This window comes from Frankia sp. CeCAU1, from assembly GCF_977971845.1.
The window spans coordinates 1-22,209 of the sequence record NZ_CDWWXA010000080.1 but is presented as its reverse complement, the minus strand read 5'-3'; the positions used below and the strand labels follow the sequence as shown (position 1 = coordinate 22,209).

Genomic DNA, 22,209 nt, shown 5'->3' with positions numbered 1-22,209 from the left:
GGAACTCGCGGCGACGGCGTTCACCTGGCGCGGGTTGGACGAGCTGCCGGGCGCGCTGCCGGCCGGGGTGCGAACGGCGGCCCGGCGGGCACCGGCCCGGCTGTTGCAGGACGCCTGGGCCCGCTCGGAGTACCCGCCCGCCGAGTGGCTCACCGGCCCCGCCGACGTCGTGCACGCGACGAACTTCGTCCTTCCACCGCTGCGCCGGGCCCGCGGTGTGCTGACCATCCATGACCTGTCCTACCTGCGTACCCCGGACACGGTGACGGCGGCGTCCGCCCGCTACAGTGATCTGGTCCCCCGCAGCCTGCGCCGGGCGTCCGCCGTGCTGACGCCCAGCCGCGCGGTGGCCGACGAGGTGGTGACGGCCTACCGGCTCGACCCCGCGCTGGTGACCCCGACGCCGCTCGGAGTCGACGACGCCTGGTTCACCACGGCGAAGCCGAGCCTCGCCTGGCGCAGGGCCCGTGGCCTGCCCGAGCGGTACCTGCTGTTCGTCGGTTCGGTGGAGCCCCGCAAGAACCTCCCGGCGCTGCTGGAGGCGGTCCGCCGGCTGCACGCGGCGAAAATCGACGCTCCGCCGTTGGTGCTCGTCGGGCCTCCGGGGTGGGGACCGGCACTGGACCTGGCGAACCTGCCGTCCGACGCCGTCGTCGTCGCCGGTTATCTCGACAGCGAGGCACTGCGGACAACCGTCGCCGGAGCGAGCGTGCTGTGCTTCCCGTCCCGGTACGAGGGCTTCGGGCTACCCCCCCTGGAGGCGCTCGCCGCCGGGACTCCGGTGGTCGCCGCCGACATCCCGACCGTGCGGGAGGTCACCGCCGCTCTCGTCGACGTCGCCGCCCCCGCCGGCCGGTCCCCTGAGCAGACCCCTGGCCAGGCCCCCGGGCTGACCATCACCCGCTCCACCAGTCCGGTGCGGCTCGTTCGGCAGACCGACCGCGACTCGTTCGCCGACGACCTCGCCGAGGCGATCCTGGAGCTGCTCGACTCCCCCGGCGACACCGACGCCGGCCGGGCGCACGCCCGCACGTTCACCTGGCGGCGCACCGCGCAGCTCACCGCGGCCGTCTACCGCCGGGTCAGCGAGCTTCCATAACGCGACGACGAGCAGGACACCGCCGAGAACGGCCCATCCCGCCAGGCACGACAGCCCGAGGTCGGGCGGGCCCGGGGCCGTCTGGTCCCAGGCGGTCCGCAGCCGGTCCAGGTTCGCCAGCGGGGCGAGCGCGGGCCGCTTGAATGCCAGATCACGGATGAGCATGACCACGGTGAGCGCCGCCAGCGCGGCGACGACCGCGACCGTCGGCAGGCCGCGACGGCCCAGCGGCAGCGACCCGCAGCAGGCCGCGACGACGAGGGCGAGGATCGGCAGCATCGGCAGCAGGTACCGGGTGAACGGCGCGCCTCCGGCGGCGACGTAGCCCACCAGGGTGGCGACGACGAGCAGGCAGTGCAGGGTGAGCAGAAGGCCGATGACGACGCTGCCGGCCAGCCGACCTCCCGGCGAATCCGCCTCGGGGTGCCCGTCGTCCACTCCGTCGTCCACCGGCCGGGTATCGGTGGTATCCGCGATCCGAGCGCCCGGCCGCGCAACGGTCCGCAGCCGGGCGCCCAGGACCCGAACCCCCGCCGCGACCAGGCCCGCACCGGTCACGACCGCGACCCCGACGGCGATCGTCCGGGCGTGACCGGTCAGCAGGACGGAACGTCCGAAGAACCCGCGGTAGATGTGCCACCAGAAGTCGCTGTCGCGTGACACCTGCCAGGCCGACGTCCGCCCATCGCGGATCGGGAACATCTCGGCGACCCGGCCCGAGGCGGTGGGATCGCCGTACCGGCGCACGTTACGCAGGTAGAACCAGCCGGTCGCGGCGAAGGTCAGCGCGACGAGCACGACCGCGGCCGTCAGGCCACGCCCGGCTCGCCGCAGCGCGCCACCGGACGTCCACATCGAGACGGCGACAGCGAAAGCCGGGACGACCACCGCGACGGCCAGCGCGCCGCTGGCCCGGCTCGCCGCCGCCGCCGGGCCGAGCACCGCCAGTGCCGCCAAGGTCCGCGGCCCCGGCCCCCGGCGGATGATCGCAACGGTCACCGCGAGCAGGCCGGTGATGGTCGCCACCGCCAGGGTGTCGTTGTAGACCTGGCCGGAGATGAGGACGAACATGCCGACCACGCCGACAATCGCCGCCGCGCCGACCGCGACATCGGGCCGCCCCGGCAGCACACCGCGGACCAGCGCCGCGGTCGCGATCACCGCGGTAATCCCAAACGCCACGTTGAGAAGGCGGGCGGCCCGGAAACCGGCCAGCGGATGATCCAGCGCGACGCCCGTCCGGAGCGGGACGGCCTCGACCGCGTAGAACAGTGGTGGATGGTTCGCGGTGTAGGTGAGGTCGACGTTCGCCAGTGGTCGGCCGAGGCGCCCCCCACAGAGCCGATCGACGTGGGAGGCCACCGCGGCCCGCGCCTGCGGCGGCGGCACCACGCAGTCGGCGGGCAGTCCCGGCATGCTCGGGATACGGGAGTGCACGGGCGAGTCGAGCACGGGCAACGAGCCGTCGGCGACGTCGAACGCGTAGGCGGTGTGCTGTGCCTCGTCGGCCGAGCTGAAGGGAGGCACGACTGCGGCGACGAGCACGCCGAGCGCGGAGAAAACCATGCCGGCCGCGACCACCCCGATCACAAGCCAGCGCCGCCCCGGATCCGCCACCCGCCGGACCTCCGGCGCCGCACCGCTCCCAGGCACCTGCGTGGAGGTCTCGACCGCCTGCCACGCGTCCCCGCCAGGCACGTCGGCAACCCTCTCCGCCTCGGCCGGGTAGTGTCGCCCCGACTACCACGCCACAACGCCGGTCAGCCCATCGAACATCAGCGACGATCGTTTGGCGGATACGACGGTATCGTCCGCTTGGCGTCAGCTGTCCGGCGGGCTGTTATCCGGCGGTCGGCGCTGTCCGGCGGTCCGGCTTTGGAGCGCGGCAACGAAGCCGGCCGCGCCCAGGACCGCGGCCGATCCGATCGGCCCGATGACCGCGGCGAGGTAGCGGTAGTCGAATCCGGAGGTCAGCGCGGACAGCACGAGGGTCGACAGGCCGGCCCCGGCGGCCAGCCAGAACAGCCGCCCGAGCCCCGGCCACGCCGCCGTCACCCCACTCCTGCGCACCCGGCGAACGGCCTCGGGCAGTACTGCCGCGAGACCCGCCAGCAGACCCAGGCCCACAAGCGGCATCGGAGCGTAGGCCAGGCGAGAGTAGCCGGCCAGCCAGCCCGCCGTGGGGTTGTGCACCTCGGTCGCGACGAAATAGCCGTCGTCGGCATGCGGATCGTCCGGGGTCAGCACGTTGGTCACGCCGGACGGCAGTTCCCAGGTGTCCGCCCGCGAGGTCTTCGTCGTCTCATGCCGGACCGGGGAGAGATAGCCGACGAGGTACCGAGCCGACGTCGTCACCAGCATCCACGGCTGGTGACGCACGACCTCGCCCGCGAACTCGGCCGCGAGGTCCTCCCGTCCCGGTGGGATGTGCCGGTGCCCCTGACGCAGAGGGGAACCGGCCGGCCACAGGTAACGAACCGGCGAACCGCGCTCGTCGACCGGCCGTGGGTCGCACAGGGTGCGCAGGTCCGCTCGTGACAGCGCGGAACAATCCGCGAACGGCGCCACCCGCCCGTACAGGAAGAACCCGGAGTGCGCGGAGACGGCGAAGCCCCCTCCCGCCGAGGCGCTCCACCCGGAGTAGGCCAGGATCGGCGTGGCGGCGGCCAGCACGAAGACGAGGACGGGTCGGGCCGCCCGAGGAGCGGCAACCGGCCCGGCCCGGGAAGTCGCGCGCCGCCGGTCGGCCACCACGGTGCCGAGCAGGACGACCAGGCCGACCGCCAGCGGGCCGTAGCCCACTGTCCGCACGCACAGGCCGGCGCCGAGCAGCAGGCCGGCGGCGGCGCAGGCAACGGGCCGAGGGCGTCCCGGTAACGCGAGCAACGCCACCCCGACCGAGACGAGCACCCCGAACAGGCTGTCGGCAAGGACGAACTGGCCGAGGTCCAGCACCCACGGGGAGAGCAGCGTGGGGGTGGCGGCGAGGGCAGCGAGCCACGGCCGGCGGACGACCCGCAGCGCCACCGCATAGAGCGCCACCGCCGCGCCCAGCGTGAGCAGGTGCTGAACGACGACGACCCGCGTCAGGTGGGCCTGGCCGTCGAGGATCCGCAGGAACATCGGGTAGCCCGACGGCCGCCAGTCGCCCGGCCAAATGTCCCGCCATGCCTGGTCGAGGTAGGCCGCCGAATCCCCGAGGTACATCAGCGCGGGCGGGTAGGTGACGATCACCAGGACCCGAGCGGCGATCCCGGCGGCGACCAGCAGCAGAAAGACCGCGTGCCGACGGGGCGTCCCGCGCAGACGCCGACGCGCGGTCGAAATCGCGGCTACTTGAGGACCTCCGCGGTCTCATCCGCCTCCGCCGAGCCCGGCGCCGCGGGCCGCGCGCCACCGACGGTGTTTCCCAGGCGGATCTCGGGCAGCAACCAGGCCAGCGCGAAGGCGCACAGACCGATCGGCACCGCCACCAGGAAGACGGTCTGCATCGCGTCCGAGAACGCCTGGACGAACCCGTCCCGGATCGTCGGGGGCAGCCTGTGGAGCACCTGGGGGCTGAGGTTGGAACCGGAGGCGGACAGACCGGATGGCAACGGGATGCCCGCAAACCGCTCGGCGAGGTTACCCCTGAGCTGGTTCGCGAAGATCGCGCCGAACACGGCGGTACCGAACGACCCGCCGATGGACCGGAAGAAGGTCGCACCCGAGGTGGCCACGCCCATCTGCCGGTAGTCGACGGCGTTCTGCACGGCCATGACCAGGACCTGCAGGACCGCGCCGATCCCGACCCCGAGGACGAACATGGACAACGTGAGCTGCAGCGTGGAGATGTCGGGACTGATGAACGACAGCAGGAACAGGCCGATCGACATCATCGCGGTACCGACGACCGGGAAGATCTTGTAACGGCCCCACCGGCTGATGAGCCGGCCGGAGATGATCGAGCTGAGCAGCAGCCCACCCATCACCGGCAGCATCTGCAGGCCGGAGTCCGTCGGGTCGACTCCCTTCACCACCTGGAGGAACAGCGGCAGGAAGACGATCGCGCCGAACATCGCGAAGCCGACGACGAAGCCGACCGCGCCGGCCACCGAGAACACCCGGACCCGGAACAGCGTCAGCGGCAGCACGGGTTCGACCGCCACTCGTTCGACGAACACGAACCCGACGAGGAGCACGACTCCCGCGACGCCCATCCCGATGATCTCCGGTGATCCCCAGGCGTAGGTGGTGCCGCCCAGGCTGGTCAGCAACACGAGGCTGGTCGTTGCCATGGCCAGGAGCACGGTGCCGAGGTAGTCGATGACGTGCCTGATGCGGTTCCTCGTCGCCGGGAGCGCCAACGCCGTCACCACCAGGGCGACCGCGCCCACCGGCAGGTTCACGTAGAAGACCCAGCGCCAGGAGAGATGGTCGACGAACAGGCCGCCGAGCAGCGGACCGACCACCGACGACACGCCGAACGTCGCGCCGAACAGCCCCTGGTAACGGCCTCGATCGCGCGGCGGAACGAGATCACTGATGATCGTCATCGCACTGATGATCAACCCGCCGCCGCCGAGCCCTTGGATGGCACGGAAGGCGATCAGCTGCCCCATCGACGTACTGGCACCGGCGATCATCGAGCCCACCAGGAAGATGACGATCGCCACCTGGAACAGGATCTTGCGGCCGTACAGATCACCGAGCTTGCCCCAGACCGGTGTGGACACCGTGGAGGCCAGCAGGTAGGCAGTCACCACCCAGGAGAGATGGGTGGCGCCGCCGAGATCCCCGACGATCGTCGGCAGTGCCGTCGACACGATCGTCTGATCCAGCGAGGCCAGCAGGATTCCGAGGAGCAGCGCTCCCATGATCAGCCAGAGCCGGCGCTGGTCGGAGACCGGCGAGGGGATCACGGCGGCGCCGCCGCGGGGCGCCGGAGACGTGCCGGCGCCGGTTCTGGCGGACTCGGCGGACTCGGCGGACTCGGCGGACTCGGCGGACTCGGCGGACTCGGCGGAGTCCACGGACTCGACGGGCTCGGCGGACTCCGCCGATCGAGCCTGCGTCATGACCGGTTCCCTTCATGGTCGTCGCTGACGTCGACGTGCTCGGTCGATCTCATTCGGGTCGCTGTCCTCGCTGTTCTCGTTCCCGGTGCTCCCGGTGGGACGACATGATCGGCGCGTTCGAGGTGCCCACCACGTCGGATCCGTCCGACTCGCCGGACCCGCCGGACCCGCCGGACCCGGGTGGGGCGCCGGACCCGCCCAAGGTGCCGGAGGGACCGGGCGGAGCCAGGCCGCGGGCCAGGATGTCGAAGGCGCGGCCGAGAGTGTCGGGCAACGAAGCGTCATCCGGGGACTCCTGCCACCGCACGGTCAGGGTCCGCACGACGGCCAACGTCGTCGCGACCAGCACGACGGGGTAGGGGTCACGATCGGGATCGAGCCCGCAACGCCGGCCGATCGCCTCGGCGAGAGCACGTTCGTAGGAACTCCAACTGGCCGCGTAGGCCATGGTCAGATGAGGATGGGCACGGATGATCGCAAGCCGGACGCGCCACAGCTCGGCCTGATCGGGTGCGACGAGGGCGGCCCGGTCCAGCATGACCGCCCGCAACGCCGCCAGCGGCTCCTCCTCGGGAGGACGCTCCGCCAGCGCCGTGCTGATCTCGGTGATGTCCTCGGGATCGATGCCGGCGATCGCGTCGTCCTTCGTCGGGAAGTAGTTGAAGAACGTCCGGGTGGAAACCTCGGCCGCGGCGGCGATCTCGTCAACCGAGACGTTCTCCAGACCACGCTCCGCGACAAGCCGGATGGCCGCGGCCCGCAGGGCCCGGCGGGTCTGCCGCTTCTTGCGCTCCCGCAGCCCCGGCCCGGACGACCTCCCGGGCTCGCCAGCCCGACCCGGGACGGTCGCCGCGGGTGCCGCCGTCGGATCCTTCCCCGTCACCGCTTCCCCGATCTCGATCCGCTCCCTCGATATCCTCTTTCTCGATAACTTTGCAGCACACGCACTTATTCTCATCCTGCAAAATTCTACTGTGCCAGTCCAACACGATCGGCGCCCACCGGGAACCGTCGCCGAAGGGCCAGGTAGATAGAGCCAGGTAGATCGGGCAGACGGGGCCGGGCGGGGACCGGACACCAGGCGAGAGTCAGGCGCGCCCCCGCCCACGGCCGGGGCGCGGTGGGCCGACGCTGGCCGGTCGCGCAACGATCGACAGAAAGATCGGTACCCGGCAGAACGATCAGCCGCGCAGCGCGTCGCCCGCCGCGGCGAAGGCCGCGGACAGCGCGGCGTCCCAGGCCCGCGGAGGAGTGAGTCCCGCGTCCACCCACGACCGCCCGGAGAGCACCGCGTAGGCCGGGCGCCGGGCCGGACGGGGAAATGCCTCCGTCGTCGTCGGCGTCACCTTGGCCGGGTCCTGGCCCAGAGCGGCGACAATCTCGCGGGCGAAGCCGAACCACGTGGTCTCGCCGGCGTTCGTGCAGTGGTAGACGCCGGTCGGTGCCGCCGAGGAAGCGAGTTCGAGCAGCCCCGACGCAAGATCGGCCGACCAGGTCGGCGAGCCCACCTGATCGTCCACAACGGACAGCGTGTCCCGCTCACGGGCCAGGCGTGAGATCGTCTTCACGAAGTTGCTGCCGGTCCGGCCATAGACCCATGCGGTGCGCACCACGTACGAGGCATCGGGCAGCAGGGCTCGGACAGCCTCCTCCCCGGCCAGTTTCGTCCGGCCGTACGCCGAGACGGGACCGGTAGGATCGTTGACCTCGTAGGGCTTGGCGGCCCGCCCGTCGAAGACGTAGTCAGTCGAAATGTGGATCAGGGTCGCGCCGACCTCGGCGCAGGCCGCGGCGAGGTGCGCCGGCCCCGTGGCGTTGACCGCATAGGCGCCGGCCTCGTCCGACTCCGCCGCGTCGACGTTTGTCCAGGCCGCCGTGTTGAAGACGACCAGCCCACCCTGGATCTTCGCAGGACGCGCCTGGTCGCGCAGGACGGCGCGCACCCGGGCCGGATCGGTGATGTCGAATTCCGCCCGGGTCAGACCGGCCCAGCCGGACACCGGGGAGCCCGGTTCCGCGGCTCGGGCCTCGAGCAGCCGGCAGAGGTCGGACCCGAGCTGACCGGCGGCACCGGTCACGAGAAAACGCACCTTCCGAGTGTCGCAGACACCGTGACCCGCCCGGTTCAGGATCCGCCCAGGATCAGCCCGTGTCGAGAAGAGTGCGACAGACAGGCAACGGTTACCCCACGCCGAGCTCGTCCGAACCTCTCACATCGGTCGTCTACGCTGGCGTCAACCATGGATGCCCCAGAGCCGTCGATCATCGACTGCAGCTACACCACCGATTCCACGGCGGAGACCAGGCCGGCAGGGACCAGGCCGGCAGGGACCAGGCCGGCGGCCGAGGCGCGAGCCGAGGCCGCCGAGGCGGTGTCGATGCCCGGTCCGCGGCGCGTGCCGGTGTTATTGCTCCTCATCACGGCGGTTCACCTCGGCCTTCTGCTCAGCTACGCGTTCGTGTATCCGACCTGGACGGGATACGACGAGGCTCAGCACGTGGACATGGTCTACGGCCTGCAGCACGGAGTCGGCTGGCCCGCACCAGGCAAAAAGATCATCTCGACGGGTGTAGCCGCGACCTCTGACGACTTCGACCGCGGCCGCTTCCAGGACATGTTCCAGGCCGGTGGGAAACGGCGGGGCTCCCCGTCCTTCGCCGAGATCGATCCGACGCCACGCGGCCAGCGCCAGTCGTTCGACGCCCTCGGCGGGGTTGCCCCCGTCGGCGACGGCCGTCTCTCCAACCAGATGGTGCAGCATCCACCGTTGATCTACGTGGTCGGCGCCAGGCTGCTCGACGCCCTGCCAGGCTCCAAGCACTGGGCCTATGACCAGCAGGTCTTCGTCCTGCGTCTGTTGAACATCCTGGTGGTCGCGCCGCTGCCCCTGCTGGCATGGCTGGCGGCACGCCGCTTCGGACTGGATCAACCATCGGCCCTCGCCGCGGCGACCCTGCCACTCGCCGTGCCCGGGTTCACCCGGGTCGGTGCCACCTTCAACAATGACGGCCTCCTGATGCTCGCCACCGGCGGGCTAACCGTCACTCTCGTGGGTGTGCTGCGCGGCGACATGCGTCGCCGCACCGCCGCCCGGGCCGGGATCTGGTTGGGAATCGCCCTGCTGACCAAGGCGTTCGCGCTGGCCCTGCCGGCCATGATCGTCGCCGCCTATCTGGTCGGCTGGTGGCGCCTGCGGCGTGCGGGGCGGCAGGCACCGGAGCGGTCCGCGTATCCGGCCGGCCGGCTTTTCGCGTCGCGTCGCGCGATCGGCTCCCTGCCATGGACGCCGGCCACGCTGGCGGTCGGCCTCGGGCTCGCCCTGGGAGGTTGGTGGTGGATCAGGAACTACGTCCTGTACGGCTCCGTCCAGCCGAACGGGTGGGCGACGAACCCGCCGCGGCGGGAACCACTGCTGCTTCCGGACTCCTTCCTCACCTGGTTCTGGTACTTCTTCCGGACTATGATCAGCCGCTTCTGGGGCGGGCTCGGCCTGTTCGAGCCGCCCCAGCTCTCCCCGGTCGCCATCGTCGTGGCGACCGGGGCGGTCGTCGGACTGTGCGCGGCCGCGCTGGCCGCCGGACCACGCCGCGCCGCGCGGCCGGACCGGCTGGCGAGTACCGCCGGGCCGGCGGTACTGCTGCTCCCGGTCGCCTTCGCCTACCTGATGGTCGGGCAGCGCAGCTGGGCAGAGTACCAGCAGTACACCCGCGGCATCGCCGTCCAGGGCCGGTATCTCTACCTGGGGCTGGTCGGTCTGGGGGTGGTGTTCGCTCTGGGCCTGCGCGCGGCGCTGCGCGGCCGGGAGCGACTGGCACCCGCCGTCACGCTGGTCGGCGCGCTGCTGATGCAGGGTCTGGGGCTGCTGGCGGTCTGTTCGTACTACTGGTTGCCGCGCCAGGTGTCCTTCACCCCGGCCCGCGTTCCCGAGATCGTCGCGGGGGCCGGCCGCTGGGCGCCGTTCCCGATCGGCGTCACGATCACGGTCTTCGCGCTGTCGGCGGTGCTCGTCGTTCTCTGCCTCGCCGTCGCGGTGCGGGCGGGCGGAGCCAGGGGCACGCGGGAGGCCGCGATCACGGGTCCGGGATCGGGCCCGTGATCGGGCGTAGGCGGTCACCGGCCGACGCCCGCCCCACGAAGTCCGTCACGGATGCGCAAGAGACATCCGCTCCGGGCCGGCCTCAGGTCCCCGTCGTAGCCACCGAGACGCGGGAGTGGTCGCCCAGCATGAGCCGATGCGCCCTGGGCAGGGCCGCGGAGGGGACGACCTCGACATCCCGGCCGATCAGCGAGTCCTCGATCCGCCCGATCCCACGGATCGTCGCCCGCTCCAGCACAATCGAGTACTCGATCTCGGTCCGTTCGATGGCGCAGGAGTGAAAGATCGAGGTGAACGGGCCGACATAGGTATCGACGAGGGTGGTGTCCCGGCCGATGATGGCCGGCCCGCGCACGGTGGACCGGACCAGCGAGGCGCCCTCCTCGATCACCACACGGCCAACGATCGTGCTGTGCTCGTCAACGCTGCCACGGATCGCCGGCTCGATCGACTCAAGGAGATGGCGGTTCGTCTCGAGCATGTCGTCGAGTCGGCCGGTGTCCTTCCAGTAACCCTCGACCAGGTGGGAGGCGACCTCGTATCCGCCGTCGACGAGCCACTGGATCGCCTCGGTGATCTCCAGCTCGCCGCGGGCCGACGGTTTGATCGCCCCCACGGCGTCGTGGATGGGGGTGCCGAACATGTAGACGCCGACGAGCGCCAGGTCACTCGGCGGAACGAGCGGCTTCTCGACCAGTCGAATGATCTGCCGATCCGCACCGAGCTCGGCGACACCGAAGGCGGAGGGGTTGTCGACCCTGGTCAGCAGGATCAGGGCGTCCGGAGTGGTCCGTCGGAATTCCTCGACCAGGCTGGAGATCCCACCGATAATCAGGTTGTCGCCGAGGTACATGACGAACGGTTCATCGACGAGGAAGTCGCGGGCGATGAGCACGGCATGCGCCAGTCCGAGCGGCGCGTCCTGGCGGATGTAGGTGACCTGGATCCCGAATGCCGAGCCGTCACCTACCGCCGCCTGGATCTCGCCGGCCGTCTCCCCCACGATGATCCCGACATCGGTGATACCGGCGTCACGGATGGCCTCCAGGCCATAGAAAAGCACCGGCTTGTTCGCCACTGGAACAAGCTGTTTGGCCGAGGTGTGGGTGATCGGCCGCAGACGGGTTCCCGAACCACCGGCAAGGACGAGGGCCTTCATGATCCGAAACCCTATCGTGCCGCTTTGGGTTGACAGAAAGTAACCGTCGATGTGATTCCTATCACATGACGGCTCGATCCATCTTTGCCCGCCCGTCACCGTGAACACCCACATGTGCAACGGGTATTTCCAGGCGCACCGGGCCGGCGACAGGTACACCCCGCCCAATACGGGTACGTTGGGTAGTCGCAGGGTCCGGGGCGGCCAGCCGGCGGGAAACCTTACCGCGCATCTGATCGTTCCAGACTCAGCAGACATCTCGGGCCGCCTGGGAGGGGGACACGGTGACCGACGCGCCGCCGCGTCTGTCCGCGGGGTCCCAGGGCCCGCCCCCGCGGCGACGAAATCGTCTGAATCCGCCCGCCCGTGCGTATCGAGACCCGTCTCCGACCCGCGACGACCACCAGGCACGCGACGACCACCAGGCACGCGACGACGAACACGACACTCGCCGGGAGCGGTCTCTGACGTCCCGCCTGCTCACGCTAGTCGCAGCGATGCTCGCCGCCGTGGTACTCCTTGCCGCGGTGGGCGGCTGGACCGCCTACGAGTATTTTGACGCCCAGATCAACCGGATCCGCCTCGGGCTCGGCGGGGACCGGCCGGCGGAGGCAGCGGAGGGCACCCGGAACTTCCTGCTGGTCGGATCGGACAGCAGGGCGGGCACCGGCGGCGAGTACGAGAGCCAGGGAGCGGTGACCGACGAACGGTCGGACACGACGATGCTGGCCCACCTCGACGTGGACGGGACCACGACGATGGTCTCCTTTCCGAGGGACACCCTCGTGCGCATTCCGGGGCACGGCCTCGGCAAGCTGAACTCGGCGATCACCCTCGGCGGTCCCAGTCTCCTGATCAGAACGATCGAGAATCTCACCGACATCAAGATCGACCACTACGTCTCGGTCGATCTGGCCGGTTTCAAGGAGATGACCGACGCCATCGGCGGCGTCACCGTCTGCGTAAAACCGCTACCAAACGGCGGAAAGTCCAATCTTTACGATCCGTGGTCACAGTGGCGGGGCACGGTAGGCAAGAATTATCTCAACGGAGAGCAGGCACTCGCCTTCGTCCGCCAACGCCACGGCCTACCCGACAACGATTTTGATCGCATCCGCCGTCAGCAGCAGTTCATCGGCGCCGTCTTCACCCAGGCAACCACGACCGGGGTGCTCGCCAACCCGGTCAGGCTGGAGAACCTGCTCCAGGCCGCGACCAGGGCGCTCACCGTCGATGACGGCACCAGCATGAACGACATGCGCGCGCTCGCGACACGGCTGCGCGGGATGTCCGCCGATCAGATCCGGTTCGAGACGATCCCCGTACACACCCCGACGCCGGCCGAGGGCGGCAACGCCGTGGGGGAGCTGCCGAGGTTCGGCTCCGTACAGCTCTACGACCCCGAGACACTGGAGAAGTTCCTCGCTCCGCTGCGCGGGCGGGCCCGTGACACGCGGGAGTCCTCCGTTACCCCGGCACCGACTCCGACGGTCGACCCGGCGCAGGTGCTGATCGACGTCTACAACGGCGCCGGGGTGGGGGGCCTCGCAGCCAAGGCCGCCGGGGCGCTGCGGCAGGCCGGTTTCCGGGTCGGCCCGCCGCAGACGTGGCAGGCCGGCGTGGTGGGGACGACGCAGGTGCGCTACCGCCCGAGCGAACAGGCCGCCGCCCATGCCGTGCAGGCCGACGTGCCCGGCAGCCGGTTGCGCGCGGACGCCTCCGTCCCCGCCGGCCACATCGCCCTCGTCCTGGGCACGTCCTACAACGGGGTGAACCCGAGTCCAGCGGCCGGGGGCGCCGGATCGACCGGTGGTACCGGCACAGCCGCCGGGGCGACCGGCGGGTCCGCTACGGCGGACCCGCCTCCCGCCTCACCGTCAACGGCCGCGGATCTCACCTCGGGGTGCACGTACTAACCGCTCGCCGTCTGACCCACCGCTGGCTGACTGATCGTTCACCCGACCGTCCGATCACATTCCGCGCCGTCCGCACTACGGCCGGAGACGAGATCAACCCCGCCGTGAACATCCGTGCTTGTCATGGCAACGTCTTGGCCGTCCGGAACGTCCAGTTAGACGGACACGGCTGCCACATCACGACCACGACGGCCGCGGCATGCGTTCCGGCGGGGTTCTCCCGCCCCGGCCGCCTGAGCGAGGAGGGCTTTCGACTCAGGTGAGCCCCGATACCATGCGCCCGCCGGCCCTACCGCCCGCGTTGGACCCACGTGGGCCCCGTCGCCACCGCTCCCCGCTGCGACGGCTGTCCGTTGGAGCCGTCGCTCTGCTGTCCGTGCTGGTTCTCGGTCTGAGCACCATCGGGTGGGCCGCCTACCGACAGTTCGACAAGGCCGTCACGCGCGTCGACTGGGACATCGAGGGTGCCCGCCCGGCGAGCGCGGACGGCGAGGAGAACATCCTGCTGCTCGGCGACGACAGCCGGGAGGGTACCGGGGGTGAGTACGGCGTGGTGGACGGCGTCCGGTCCGACACCACCATCATCGCCCACTTCGGCAAGGACGGCTCGGCCACGTTACTGTCCTTCCCCCGGGACATGCTCGTCCCGGTGGTGCCGCGAGAGAAGGCCACCGCCCACGACGGCCGGTCGAAGCTCACCGAGGTGCTCGGGCTGGCGGACGTCCCCGGTCTCGTCACCACGCTGGAGTCCCTGACCGGCCTGAAGATCGACCATACCATCTCGATCAATCTCGCCGGTTTCAAGACGATGACCGACGCGGTGGGGGGCGTGAGCGTGTGCGTGACGCCCCTACCGAACGGCAGCACCCGCAACCTGCACGACTCGATGTCGGGATGGAGCGGACGGCTCGGCGAGAACCGTCTCAACGGTGATCAGGCGCTGGCCTTCGTCCGGACCCGTTACGCGCTCGGGGACGAACGCCTTCGCATTCTGCGCCAGCAGCAGTTCCTCTCCAAGCTGCTGGCGACAGCGACCAGCACCGGAGTGCTCACCAATCCAGCCAAGATCACTTCACTGATCGGTGCGGTCGGCGGCGCGCTGCGGATCGACCAGGGTCTCGACCAGACCGCGGTGCTCAAGCTCGCGAAGCGGGTCAGCGAGCTGGGTCCGGGAAGAATTCACTTCGTGACAGTCCCTACGCACATCGCGCTGCGCTCCGATGGCGCGGTTGACGACCTGGGTTCGGTTCCCCCGCACGGGGCCGTACTCATCGTCGATCAGGCCGGCCTCGACCAGGTCCTCGCTCCGCTGCTGCCCGCGGGCACCAAGCCTCCCGCACAGCGAACTCTCGACCCCGCCCAGGTCTCGATCGCCGCCGTCCGCAACGCCTCGGGACGTGCCGGACTCGCCACCGGCACGGTCGACGGACTGCGGGCACGCGGCTTCACTGGGCCGATGACCGCCGCGACATCGACCCGCCAGACTCTGACCGAGGTACGCCATCCCCCGGGCCAGGAGGCTGCGGCACGCACCCTGGCTGCGACGATCCCCGGCAGCCGAATCGTCGCGGACGCCGGCCGCTCCGGGGCCGGCCTCGTCCTCGTCCTCGGATCCACCTTCACCGGCCTGCCCAGCTCCGGCCTGCCCAGCTCCGGCCTGCCCAACGGTGGGCTGCCGGGCGCGGCGGCAACCGTCGGCACGAGGATCTCGACGACCACGACCGCCGCCGGTGGTGACACCCGGGCGACCACGATCGGCGGCACCACAGGCGTCGGCGGCACCACAGGCGTCGGCGGCACCACAGGCACCGCAGCCGCTCCGGTCGGTCCCGTTCCCTCCGACCCCTCGTGCACGCCATGAGCGCCTCCGTGCCGCGGCTGGTCGCCGCACGGACGCTGCTTGGCCCGGCCGCGGACGCCTACGCCGCACCCGTGGCGGGGGTTCGCGGCATCGCGTCCGTCCTCGCGCACCGGCTGGCCACCGATCCCGCCCGCCCGCTGGTCACCTTCTACGACGACGCGACCGGCGAACGCGTGGAATTCTCGGCGACCACCTTCGACAACTGGGTGGCGAAGACCGCGAACATGCTGGTCGACACGCTCGGCCTCGGCATCGGTGACCGGGTCGGCGTCCACCTGCCGACGCACTGGCTCAGTTCGGTCATCCTGCTCGCCACCTGGTCGGCCGGGATGGACGCGGTCCTCGTCCGGGACGCAGCCGGCGAGCAGGACGGCGGGGACGCCGAGAAGGCCGGCGGGGAGCTCCCGGTCGCGACCCCCCTCGACGCGCTGTTCGTGGCCGAGGACCGGCTCGACGAGGCATCCGGCCTGATGGTGGACGAGATCGTGGCCCTGTCACTACGCCCGCTGGGTGGTCGGATGCGCCGGCCCGTCGCCGGGGTTCTCGACTACGCCGCGGAGGTGCCCCCGCACGGCGATCGGTTCGCCGCCCCGGCAGCGCCGCCCGGGCAGGCCGCGCTGCTGCGCGCGGGTACCGCGATCGCGGGGGCGTGGGGCCTGGGACCCCCGGACCGGGTGCTGTTCACCGCGCCGCTCGCCACGACCGAGGGCCTGGTCGGTTCGCTGCTTGCTCCCCTGGTCGCAGGCTCGTCGATCGTGCTGTGCCGGCATCTCGACAGCGCCGCGCTCCCGCGGCGCATCGAGACGGAGAAGATCACCGCCGTCGGCCGGTCAGTCCTGCGGCACGCGCCCAGCCCACTGCCCGCGGGGGTCCGGTCGCTGCCGCTCCCCCGCCTCGGGTGAAACCCGTACGACCCCCGTATCGGGCCGCGGCCGGGGAATGACCATACCCGACATCCGGGCGGCTCACAGACGGCGTGACCATCGAACGGCGCGACGGCCAACGAGAATGGGGCAGCGCGGCGGCCGTCTTTACCACGTGCAGCGGAGGTCACTCAGACGTGAGCACGTCACCGGTTCTTCACCTCAGCGTCATCGGCACCGGCTATCTGGGCGCGACACATGCCGTGTGCATGGCGGAACTGGGTTTCGAGGTCATCGGTGTCGATATCGACGCGACCAGGACGCAGCGGCTCGCCGCGGGTGAGGTGCCCTTCTTCGAGCCCGGTCTGGAAGGGCTACTCCGCAAGAACCTGGAGGCGGGACGGCTGACCTTCTCGAGTTCGCTCGCCGAGGCGGTTGACCGGGCCGAGGTGCATTTCATCTGCGTGGGAACACCGCAACGGCCCGATTCCGGCGCGACGGACCTGCGCCACGTCGAGGCGGCGACGAATGGTCTGATCGCGGCCGGGCTGCGGCCCGGGACGCTGGTGGTGGGCAAGTCGACGGTTCCCACGGGCACCGCGGCCCGGCTGGCCGGACGACTTGCCGCCGGTGCCCCGGGCGCGGAACTTGCCTGGAATCCCGAGTTCCTCCGGGAGGGGTCCGCCGTCGACGACACCCTGCGGCCGGACCGCCTGGTCTTCGGGGTCGTCCCGGGTGGCACCGCCGAGGCACGGCTGCGGACGGTCTACGCCAGAACGATCAAAGAAGGCACACCCGTCATCGTCACCGACTTCGTCACGGCCGAAATCGTGAAGGTCGCCGCGAACGCCTTCCTCGCGACGAAAATCTCCTTCATCAACGCGATGGCCGAGATCTGCGACATGACCGGGGGGGACGTGACCGAGCTCGCCGCCGCCCTGGCTCACGACCCCAGGATCGGGCCCCGGTTCCTCCAGGCCGGCATCGGCTTCGGCGGCGGCTGCCTACCCAAGGACATCCGTGCCTTCCAGGCCCGTGCGGACGAGCTGGGAGTCGGCTCCGCGCTGGCCTTCCTCACCGAGGTCGACGCCGTCAACACGCGGGCCCGGACGCGGACCGTGGCGCTGGCCACCAAGGCGCTGGGGGGCTCGCCGACGGGCCGGATGGTGGCGGTCCTCGGTGCCGCCTTCAAACCGAATTCCGATGACATCCGCGACTCGCCCGCCCTCGACGTGGCCACCGCGCTGCACCGCGCCGGCGGCCATGTGTCCGTCTACGACCCCGCGGCGATCCCGAACGCCCGCATTCACTATCCGTACCTGCACTACACCGACTCGGTGATACGAGCCGTGGCAGGCGCGGAGATCGTCCTGGTCCTGACGGAATGGAGCGAGTTCCGCGAGATCGACCCGGCCGCCCTGCGACCGCACGTCAGCAGACCCATCGTCATCGACGGACGGCACGTCCTGGATCCCGCGGTCTGGCGGGATGCCGGCTGGATCTACCACGCGCTCGGACGGCCACCCGCGTGACCCACCGACCGGACCGACCGGACCGAGCAAGCTTGGTCCGACGACGATCCGACAATGCGGCCCATCCCCACACCGCCGTGGACCGCTCTACGGCAGAACCTCGACCAGTGCCCCGGTCTCCACCTGGTAGACGAACCCGCGTACCGAGGTGGTGGACTGCAGGAACGGCGACGAACGCAGCACCCTGACGGACTTGCGCACGTCCTCCTCGGCATCGGGAAAGGAATACACGGCCCATTCGGGACGAACGCCCGTCTTGCGCTCCAACTGGTCCCGGAACCCGTCGTCGGTGATCCTTTCGAGACCACACCCGGTGTGATGCAAAAGAATGATCTCCGTCGTTCCCAGCAGGTGCTGGCTCACGGCGAGCGAGCGGACCACATCCGGGGTGATGACACCACCGGCGTTGCGCAGGATGTGGGCGTCACCTTCGACAAGACCGAGCAAGGCCTCCACCTGGATCCGCACGTCCATACAGGCAACCACCGCGACGCCCAGGCGCGGCCGCGCGCCGGGCAGGGCAGGTAGCCCGGCCTCCCGCCGCCGGGCGGGGTGACCTGCCGCGTAGCTCAGCAGGAGTTCGGTCGCCGTGGCAGCGCCGCTCACCGGGCTCACGGTGTCCGCGGGGCGCACGGTGTCTGCATGGACATCGTCTGCATGTACATCGGCAACGGGGTCGACAGCGGTGTGATCATCGGTGTCCACGTGGTCATCGGTCCTTGACATCGGCATCAACGGCTCGACCAACGACTCGAGCGGATCATGATGCGTCCTTCCGATCAATGGTCCCCACCCTCCAACTGCCAGGATGCCGTCCATGGGCCCAGCTTCGCCAACGTTCCCGAGTTTTTGCCGAAGTTGTGCCACCCACGTTGCCCGCCGCACCGGATTGGTGGCATCACCTAGCGTAGAGATGGGAACAGCTACCCGGTGACTCCACCACGCGCCGGCGCGTTCACTGCTACGTCCGGCATCATGTCCGGTGAGCCGGCCTCGCCACGGATGTCCACCACGCCACCGTCGACGGGGGTGGCACGGTGGGCGGGCGGGAGCAGCCGGTACTCTCTCCGGGTGGTAAATATCGATCGGGGTCGCCCGTGGTGAGACACCGACAGACCCGCTCACCGGTGCAGGTACTCGTCCACGAGATGGGCAAGTTCGGGCTGGTCGGCGGTGCGTGTTACGCCATCGACTTCCTCGTCTCCAACCTGTGCCACACGCTTCTCGGAATGGGTCCGCTCAGCGCGAAGACCGTCTCCACGGTGGTCGCCGCCACCTTTTCCTACATCGGGAACCGGCAATGGTCTTTCAACCATCGCGCCCGAACCGGTCTACGTCGCGAGTACACACTCTTCGTGATCCTGAATACGGTCGGGTTGCTGATCGCGCTCGGTTGCCTCGGGTTCGCACGCTATGTACTCGATCTCAAGGGCGTACTTGCGTTCAACCTGTTCGGTAACATCATCGGCACCGGGCTGGGCACCGTATTCCGGTTCTGGGCCTACAAGAAGTGGGTCTTCCTCCACCCGGACCATCCCAAGGCCGCCACGAGCGGCGGAGCCCGTCAGGACGGTCGTCGGCACATCCCGGAGCATGCGGGCCGGATCTGACCGCGCCAGCGGCCACCGGCCCGACACCCCGGCCCGGCGCGCATTCCGCCACCTGGTCCGGCACCGGACCGGCCGTTTCAGGTGCGCCGCGCATCGCCGCCACCCCGGACGCCCAACACGCCCGCCGACACGGCACGACAGCGGAACAGGACGTTCCGCCCTCCCACCGTCCCCGGCGGACAAGTCGGGAACAACCCAGTTCCGATACCGAACGGTTCCCGAACCTTCGCCGGTGGGCTACGCTCGGCGGGCCAGGCTGGCGCCGCGCGCCCACAGCCCTCCATCCAGCGAGACACATCGGCTACCGGGAACGCCGCGTGGAGCGCCGTCCAGTCCGCAGCAACCTGGAGGGTGTGTCGTGACCCCGTTCTCGCTCGCGTCGTCGCACCCCGGCGGCCGACCTCGCGACGAGAGCCGGGACCAGGCGATCCGCACCGCCACCCTCGACCTTCTGGCCGAGGTCGGATACGACGGTGTGACGATGGACCGGGTGGCCACCCGGGCGCGAGCCGGCAAGGCCACCATCTACCGGCGCTGGCCGTCAAAGCTCGCCCTGGTGATGGACGCGGTCAACGCCTTCACCGAGCAGCGGATGCCGGCACCCGACAACGGCTCCCTCCGCCTGGACATCCTTGAGTTCCTGACCTCGTTCCATGACACGATCCGCGGCGATCGGGGACGGATCCTCGCGGAACTGATCTCGGAGATGCCGCGCAATCCCGGTCTGCGCGACGCCCTGCGCCGCGGCCTCTGGATGCAACGCCAGGCGAGCTCGGAAGCCATCATCGAACGCGGGATCGCCCGCGGCGAGGTCCGCCCGGACGTCGACCGCACGGTACTCATAGAACTCGGAACCGCCGTCATCCTCCAACGGGTGCTGCTGACCGGCGACCCGGTCGACCAGACGTTCCTGGAGATGATCGTCGACAACATCGTGATCCGTTACGCGGCCTGATCCGACACCTTGTCTCCAAGACGACCCGGGATCCCCCTCCGAACACAAAGCTTCTAACATCGAGCATCGAGCCCGACCTGGGCCGAACGGGGCGGTCCGTCCGTTCTAACACAGATGGACGGTTGCGAGAACCGCCCGGCACCACGGCGGGATCCGCAAGATCACGAGCGCGGGCAGGGGCCGCTCTTCGCGCAGCGCAGGAGGACGTCATGCAGTCACCGGGCCCAGGCCCCCAGGACCCGGACGCCCAGACCCAAGGGGTTGACGGCAACGCTGGTGGTTCCTATTCCGCCTCGCCGTACTCCGCGGGCTCGGCACCGTTCGGCGACGAAGACGAGACCCACCTGATCGGCGACAGCGCACCCGGCGTCAACCAGCCCGGCGGCTACTCTCCGAACTCCCGTCCGTCCGGGCCGAGCTGGCCTGCGCCGTATGGATCACCCCAGGAGGGCGGTTATCTCCACAACGACCTCCACAACGACGCCCAGACCCAACTGGTGCAGGACGGCGGCTCCGGCGGCTACCCGCCCACGGCACAGTACTCCCAGCACCAGAACCCCCAGCACCAGAACCCCCAGAACCAGTACGCGCAGAACCAGTACGCGCAGAACCAGTACCGCGGCACCGATCAGTACCCCCCGACGGCGGTCTACCCACCCAGTGGGGGCTACCCGCCCGGCGAGGGCTACGGCCAGGGCTATCGGCAACAGGATTATCCCGTCGGTGGCTATCCCACGGAGAGTTATCCGCAACAGGCATATCAGCAGAACTATCAGCCGGGTTACCAACAGGGCTATCAGCAGCAGGGCTACCCCGCGGCGGACGGTTACGGAGGCTATCCGCCGCCGGGGGCGCCCCCCCGGCCCGGCGGCTCTCAACGTCGGCGTAACACCATCATCGCTGCCGCGGTGGCGGCGACACTCCTCCTGATCATTGTTTCAGTTGCGCTCCTCTCCGGAGGTTCCGACAGCCCCAGCGCCTCGCCGACCTCGACAAGCCCATCGTCATCGCCCTCGCCAAGTCCAAGTGCGAGTCCAAGTGCGAGTCCGAGTCCGAGTGTGAGTCCCTCGGCGCAGTTCACCTCCGCGCAGCACGCCCTACTGGCCAAGCTCGACTCGTCCGTGATGATGGACTGCGAGCCCAACGGCGAAGCCGAGGGCGGCCACATCAAGGCGTCGTTGTTCTGCAACTCGGATGATGGGAAGGTGGTAGCCGCCTACTCCTACGCGACCACCAGCGATCTGAACAGCGACGTCGAGGTGCGCAAGTCCCTGGTCACCACCACCGGAGGCAAATGCGAGCAGGGCGGCGACGAGGTCTTTACCTGGAACTTCCACGAGGGTGCGACCCAGGGCACGGCCGTCTGCAACGTACGTGACGGTGATCATTTCATCTTCTGGTCCTACAACTCCACGTTGGTCTCCTTCATGGCGACCGGCCCCGACGGGGCGGCCCTGTACGAATGGTGGAGTAATTTCGATCCGGTGCCCAAGGCCTGACGTCGCGGTGGACGCCGCCGGGACGCGGCCACGTCCACACGGCGGGGCGCCGTTTACTGCGAATTCGATCTTGTCTGCTTGCCTTCGGCCGGGCGGGTGGTGATAGAGCAGTATTTGTGACGCAGTAGCCTGACATCGCCCATATCCGGGCGGTGAGGGGCCTACGCTGGGGTCGCATCTGTCACCCATCTCGGGAGGAACCGTGCCCAGCCCCGGCCAAGGCGACAACGAAGCGTCGCAGGTGTCCGAGCCACCGCCGGCCTTGCCGCGGCCAGGGACCGGCCCCGATTCAGACCCGGACGGGCCTGACCGGACCATCCTGTATCCACTGCACCGGGGACCAGGGGTGGAGCCGGGGCATGCCTTATCGCCTCCGCCATACACGAATCCGGTCCCACCGCCGTCGGCCCTGGGCTCGGGACCGCTGCCGGGTTCCATGCCGCAAGGTCCGGTTCTGCCACCGGGCCCGCCGGTTCCCGCGGTTCCCCCTCGCTTCGGGGGACTGGCCGGTCCGGGTGGCCTGCCGGGGCCGCCCGCGCCCTCCGCTCCGTCATGGCCTCC

The 22,209-nt window shown here is 70.1% G+C and carries 15 protein-coding genes; 9 read left to right on the top strand and 6 right to left on the bottom strand.

Annotation, left to right across the window (positions count from 1 at the left end):
• On the top strand, positions 1 to 1,099 hold a 1,099-nt coding region (locus AC08OO_RS14825; RefSeq protein ID WP_476618660.1), incomplete at its 5' end, for a glycosyltransferase family 4 protein.
• 1,821 nt (positions 1,100 to 2,920) lie between these two features.
• Here the strand turns inward: AC08OO_RS14825 and AC08OO_RS14820 are convergent.
• The 4 genes from AC08OO_RS14820 to rfbD all read right to left on the bottom strand — a co-directional run bounded on the left by AC08OO_RS14820 (position 2,921) and on the right by rfbD (position 8,246).
• Positions 2,921 to 4,306 carry a hypothetical protein gene (locus AC08OO_RS14820; RefSeq protein ID WP_476610391.1) on the bottom strand — a complete coding sequence of 462 codons (1,386 nt, stop codon included), beginning with the start codon at positions 4,304 to 4,306 and terminating at the stop codon, positions 2,921 to 2,923.
• A 125-nt stretch (positions 4,307 to 4,431) separates the two neighbouring features.
• Entirely contained in the window at positions 4,432 to 6,156 is a 1,725-nt protein-coding gene (locus AC08OO_RS14815; RefSeq protein ID WP_476610382.1) for an MDR family MFS transporter, read from the bottom strand.
• Positions 6,157 to 6,205: 49 nt separating this feature from the next.
• On the bottom strand, positions 6,206 to 7,039 hold the full coding sequence (locus AC08OO_RS14810; protein WP_476610383.1) for an acyl-CoA-like ligand-binding transcription factor: 834 nt from the start codon (positions 7,037 to 7,039) through the stop codon (positions 6,206 to 6,208).
• Between the two features lie 298 nt (positions 7,040 to 7,337).
• Positions 7,338 to 8,246: a dTDP-4-dehydrorhamnose reductase gene (rfbD, locus tag AC08OO_RS14805; RefSeq protein ID WP_476618659.1), complete on the bottom strand. Its 909-nt coding sequence runs from the start codon at positions 8,244 to 8,246 to the stop codon at positions 7,338 to 7,340.
• A 150-nt stretch (positions 8,247 to 8,396) separates the two neighbouring features.
• Between rfbD and AC08OO_RS14800 the strand changes: the two genes are divergently transcribed.
• Entirely contained in the window at positions 8,397 to 10,253 is a 1,857-nt protein-coding gene (locus AC08OO_RS14800) for a glycosyltransferase family 39 protein (protein WP_476610384.1), read from the top strand.
• A gap of 82 nt (positions 10,254 to 10,335) precedes the next feature.
• Here AC08OO_RS14800 and AC08OO_RS14795 read toward each other — a convergent pair whose 3' ends face one another.
• Positions 10,336 to 11,412 (bottom strand): glucose-1-phosphate thymidylyltransferase, encoded by a 1,077-nt coding sequence (locus tag AC08OO_RS14795; RefSeq protein WP_476606838.1) that lies wholly within the window; start codon positions 11,410 to 11,412, stop codon positions 10,336 to 10,338.
• Positions 11,413 to 11,696: 284 nt separating this feature from the next.
• Here AC08OO_RS14795 and AC08OO_RS14790 point away from each other — a divergent pair, with 284 nt between their 5' ends.
• The 4 genes from AC08OO_RS14790 (at position 11,697) to AC08OO_RS14775 (ending at position 17,584) form a co-directional block, all read left to right on the top strand.
• Positions 11,697 to 13,328, top strand: a complete 1,632-nt coding sequence (locus AC08OO_RS14790) for an LCP family protein (RefSeq protein ID WP_476610385.1) — start codon at positions 11,697 to 11,699, stop codon at positions 13,326 to 13,328.
• Positions 13,329 to 13,587: 259 nt separating this feature from the next.
• Entirely contained in the window at positions 13,588 to 15,189 is a 1,602-nt protein-coding gene (locus tag AC08OO_RS14785; protein WP_476610386.1) for an LCP family protein, read from the top strand.
• The gene (locus tag AC08OO_RS14780; RefSeq protein WP_476610387.1) at positions 15,186 to 16,091 is read left to right on the top strand and encodes a TIGR03089 family protein; all 906 of its coding nucleotides are present in this window, start codon (positions 15,186 to 15,188) and stop codon (positions 16,089 to 16,091) included. The genes AC08OO_RS14785 and AC08OO_RS14780 overlap by 4 nt, the downstream gene beginning before the upstream one ends.
• Positions 16,092 to 16,249: 158 nt before the next feature.
• Complete coding sequence (locus AC08OO_RS14775; protein WP_476610388.1) at positions 16,250 to 17,584, top strand: UDP-glucose dehydrogenase family protein; 1,335 nt, start codon at positions 16,250 to 16,252, stop codon at positions 17,582 to 17,584.
• Between the two features lie 87 nt (positions 17,585 to 17,671).
• On the opposite strand, the gene AC08OO_RS14770 is transcribed toward AC08OO_RS14775, so the two are convergent.
• Positions 17,672 to 18,289 (bottom strand): beta-class carbonic anhydrase, encoded by a 618-nt coding sequence (locus AC08OO_RS14770; protein WP_476610389.1) that lies wholly within the window; start codon positions 18,287 to 18,289, stop codon positions 17,672 to 17,674.
• A gap of 395 nt (positions 18,290 to 18,684) precedes the next feature.
• Here AC08OO_RS14770 and AC08OO_RS14765 point away from each other — a divergent pair, with 395 nt between their 5' ends.
• From AC08OO_RS14765 to AC08OO_RS14755, 3 genes are all read left to right on the top strand, one after another.
• A complete protein-coding gene (locus tag AC08OO_RS14765; protein WP_476606844.1) occupies positions 18,685 to 19,194 on the top strand; it encodes a GtrA family protein in 510 nt (169 codons plus the stop codon).
• A 358-nt stretch (positions 19,195 to 19,552) separates the two neighbouring features.
• Positions 19,553 to 20,149 carry a TetR/AcrR family transcriptional regulator gene (locus AC08OO_RS14760; protein ID WP_476606845.1) on the top strand — a complete coding sequence of 199 codons (597 nt, stop codon included), beginning with the start codon at positions 19,553 to 19,555 and terminating at the stop codon, positions 20,147 to 20,149.
• A gap of 209 nt (positions 20,150 to 20,358) precedes the next feature.
• Complete coding sequence (locus AC08OO_RS14755; RefSeq protein WP_476618658.1) at positions 20,359 to 21,648, top strand: hypothetical protein; 1,290 nt, start codon at positions 20,359 to 20,361, stop codon at positions 21,646 to 21,648.
• The last annotated feature ends 561 nt before the right edge of the window (positions 21,649 to 22,209 follow it).

Excerpts from the sequence above, each read along its gene's own strand:
- AC08OO_RS14820 (WP_476610391.1), bottom strand. The coding sequence starts at position 4,306 with ATGTACCTCGGGGATTCGGCGGCCTACCTCGACCAGGCATGGCGGGAC.
- AC08OO_RS14815 (WP_476610382.1), bottom strand. The coding sequence starts at position 6,156 with ATGACGCAGGCTCGATCGGCGGAGTCCGCCGAGCCCGTCGAGTCCGTG.
- AC08OO_RS14800 (WP_476610384.1), top strand. The coding sequence starts at position 8,397 with ATGGATGCCCCAGAGCCGTCGATCATCGACTGCAGCTACACCACCGAT.
- AC08OO_RS14795 (WP_476606838.1), bottom strand. The coding sequence starts at position 11,412 with ATGAAGGCCCTCGTCCTTGCCGGTGGTTCGGGAACCCGTCTGCGGCCG.
- AC08OO_RS14780 (WP_476610387.1), top strand. The coding sequence starts at position 15,186 with ATGAGCGCCTCCGTGCCGCGGCTGGTCGCCGCACGGACGCTGCTTGGC.
- AC08OO_RS14755 (WP_476618658.1), top strand. The coding sequence starts at position 20,359 with ATGCAGTCACCGGGCCCAGGCCCCCAGGACCCGGACGCCCAGACCCAA.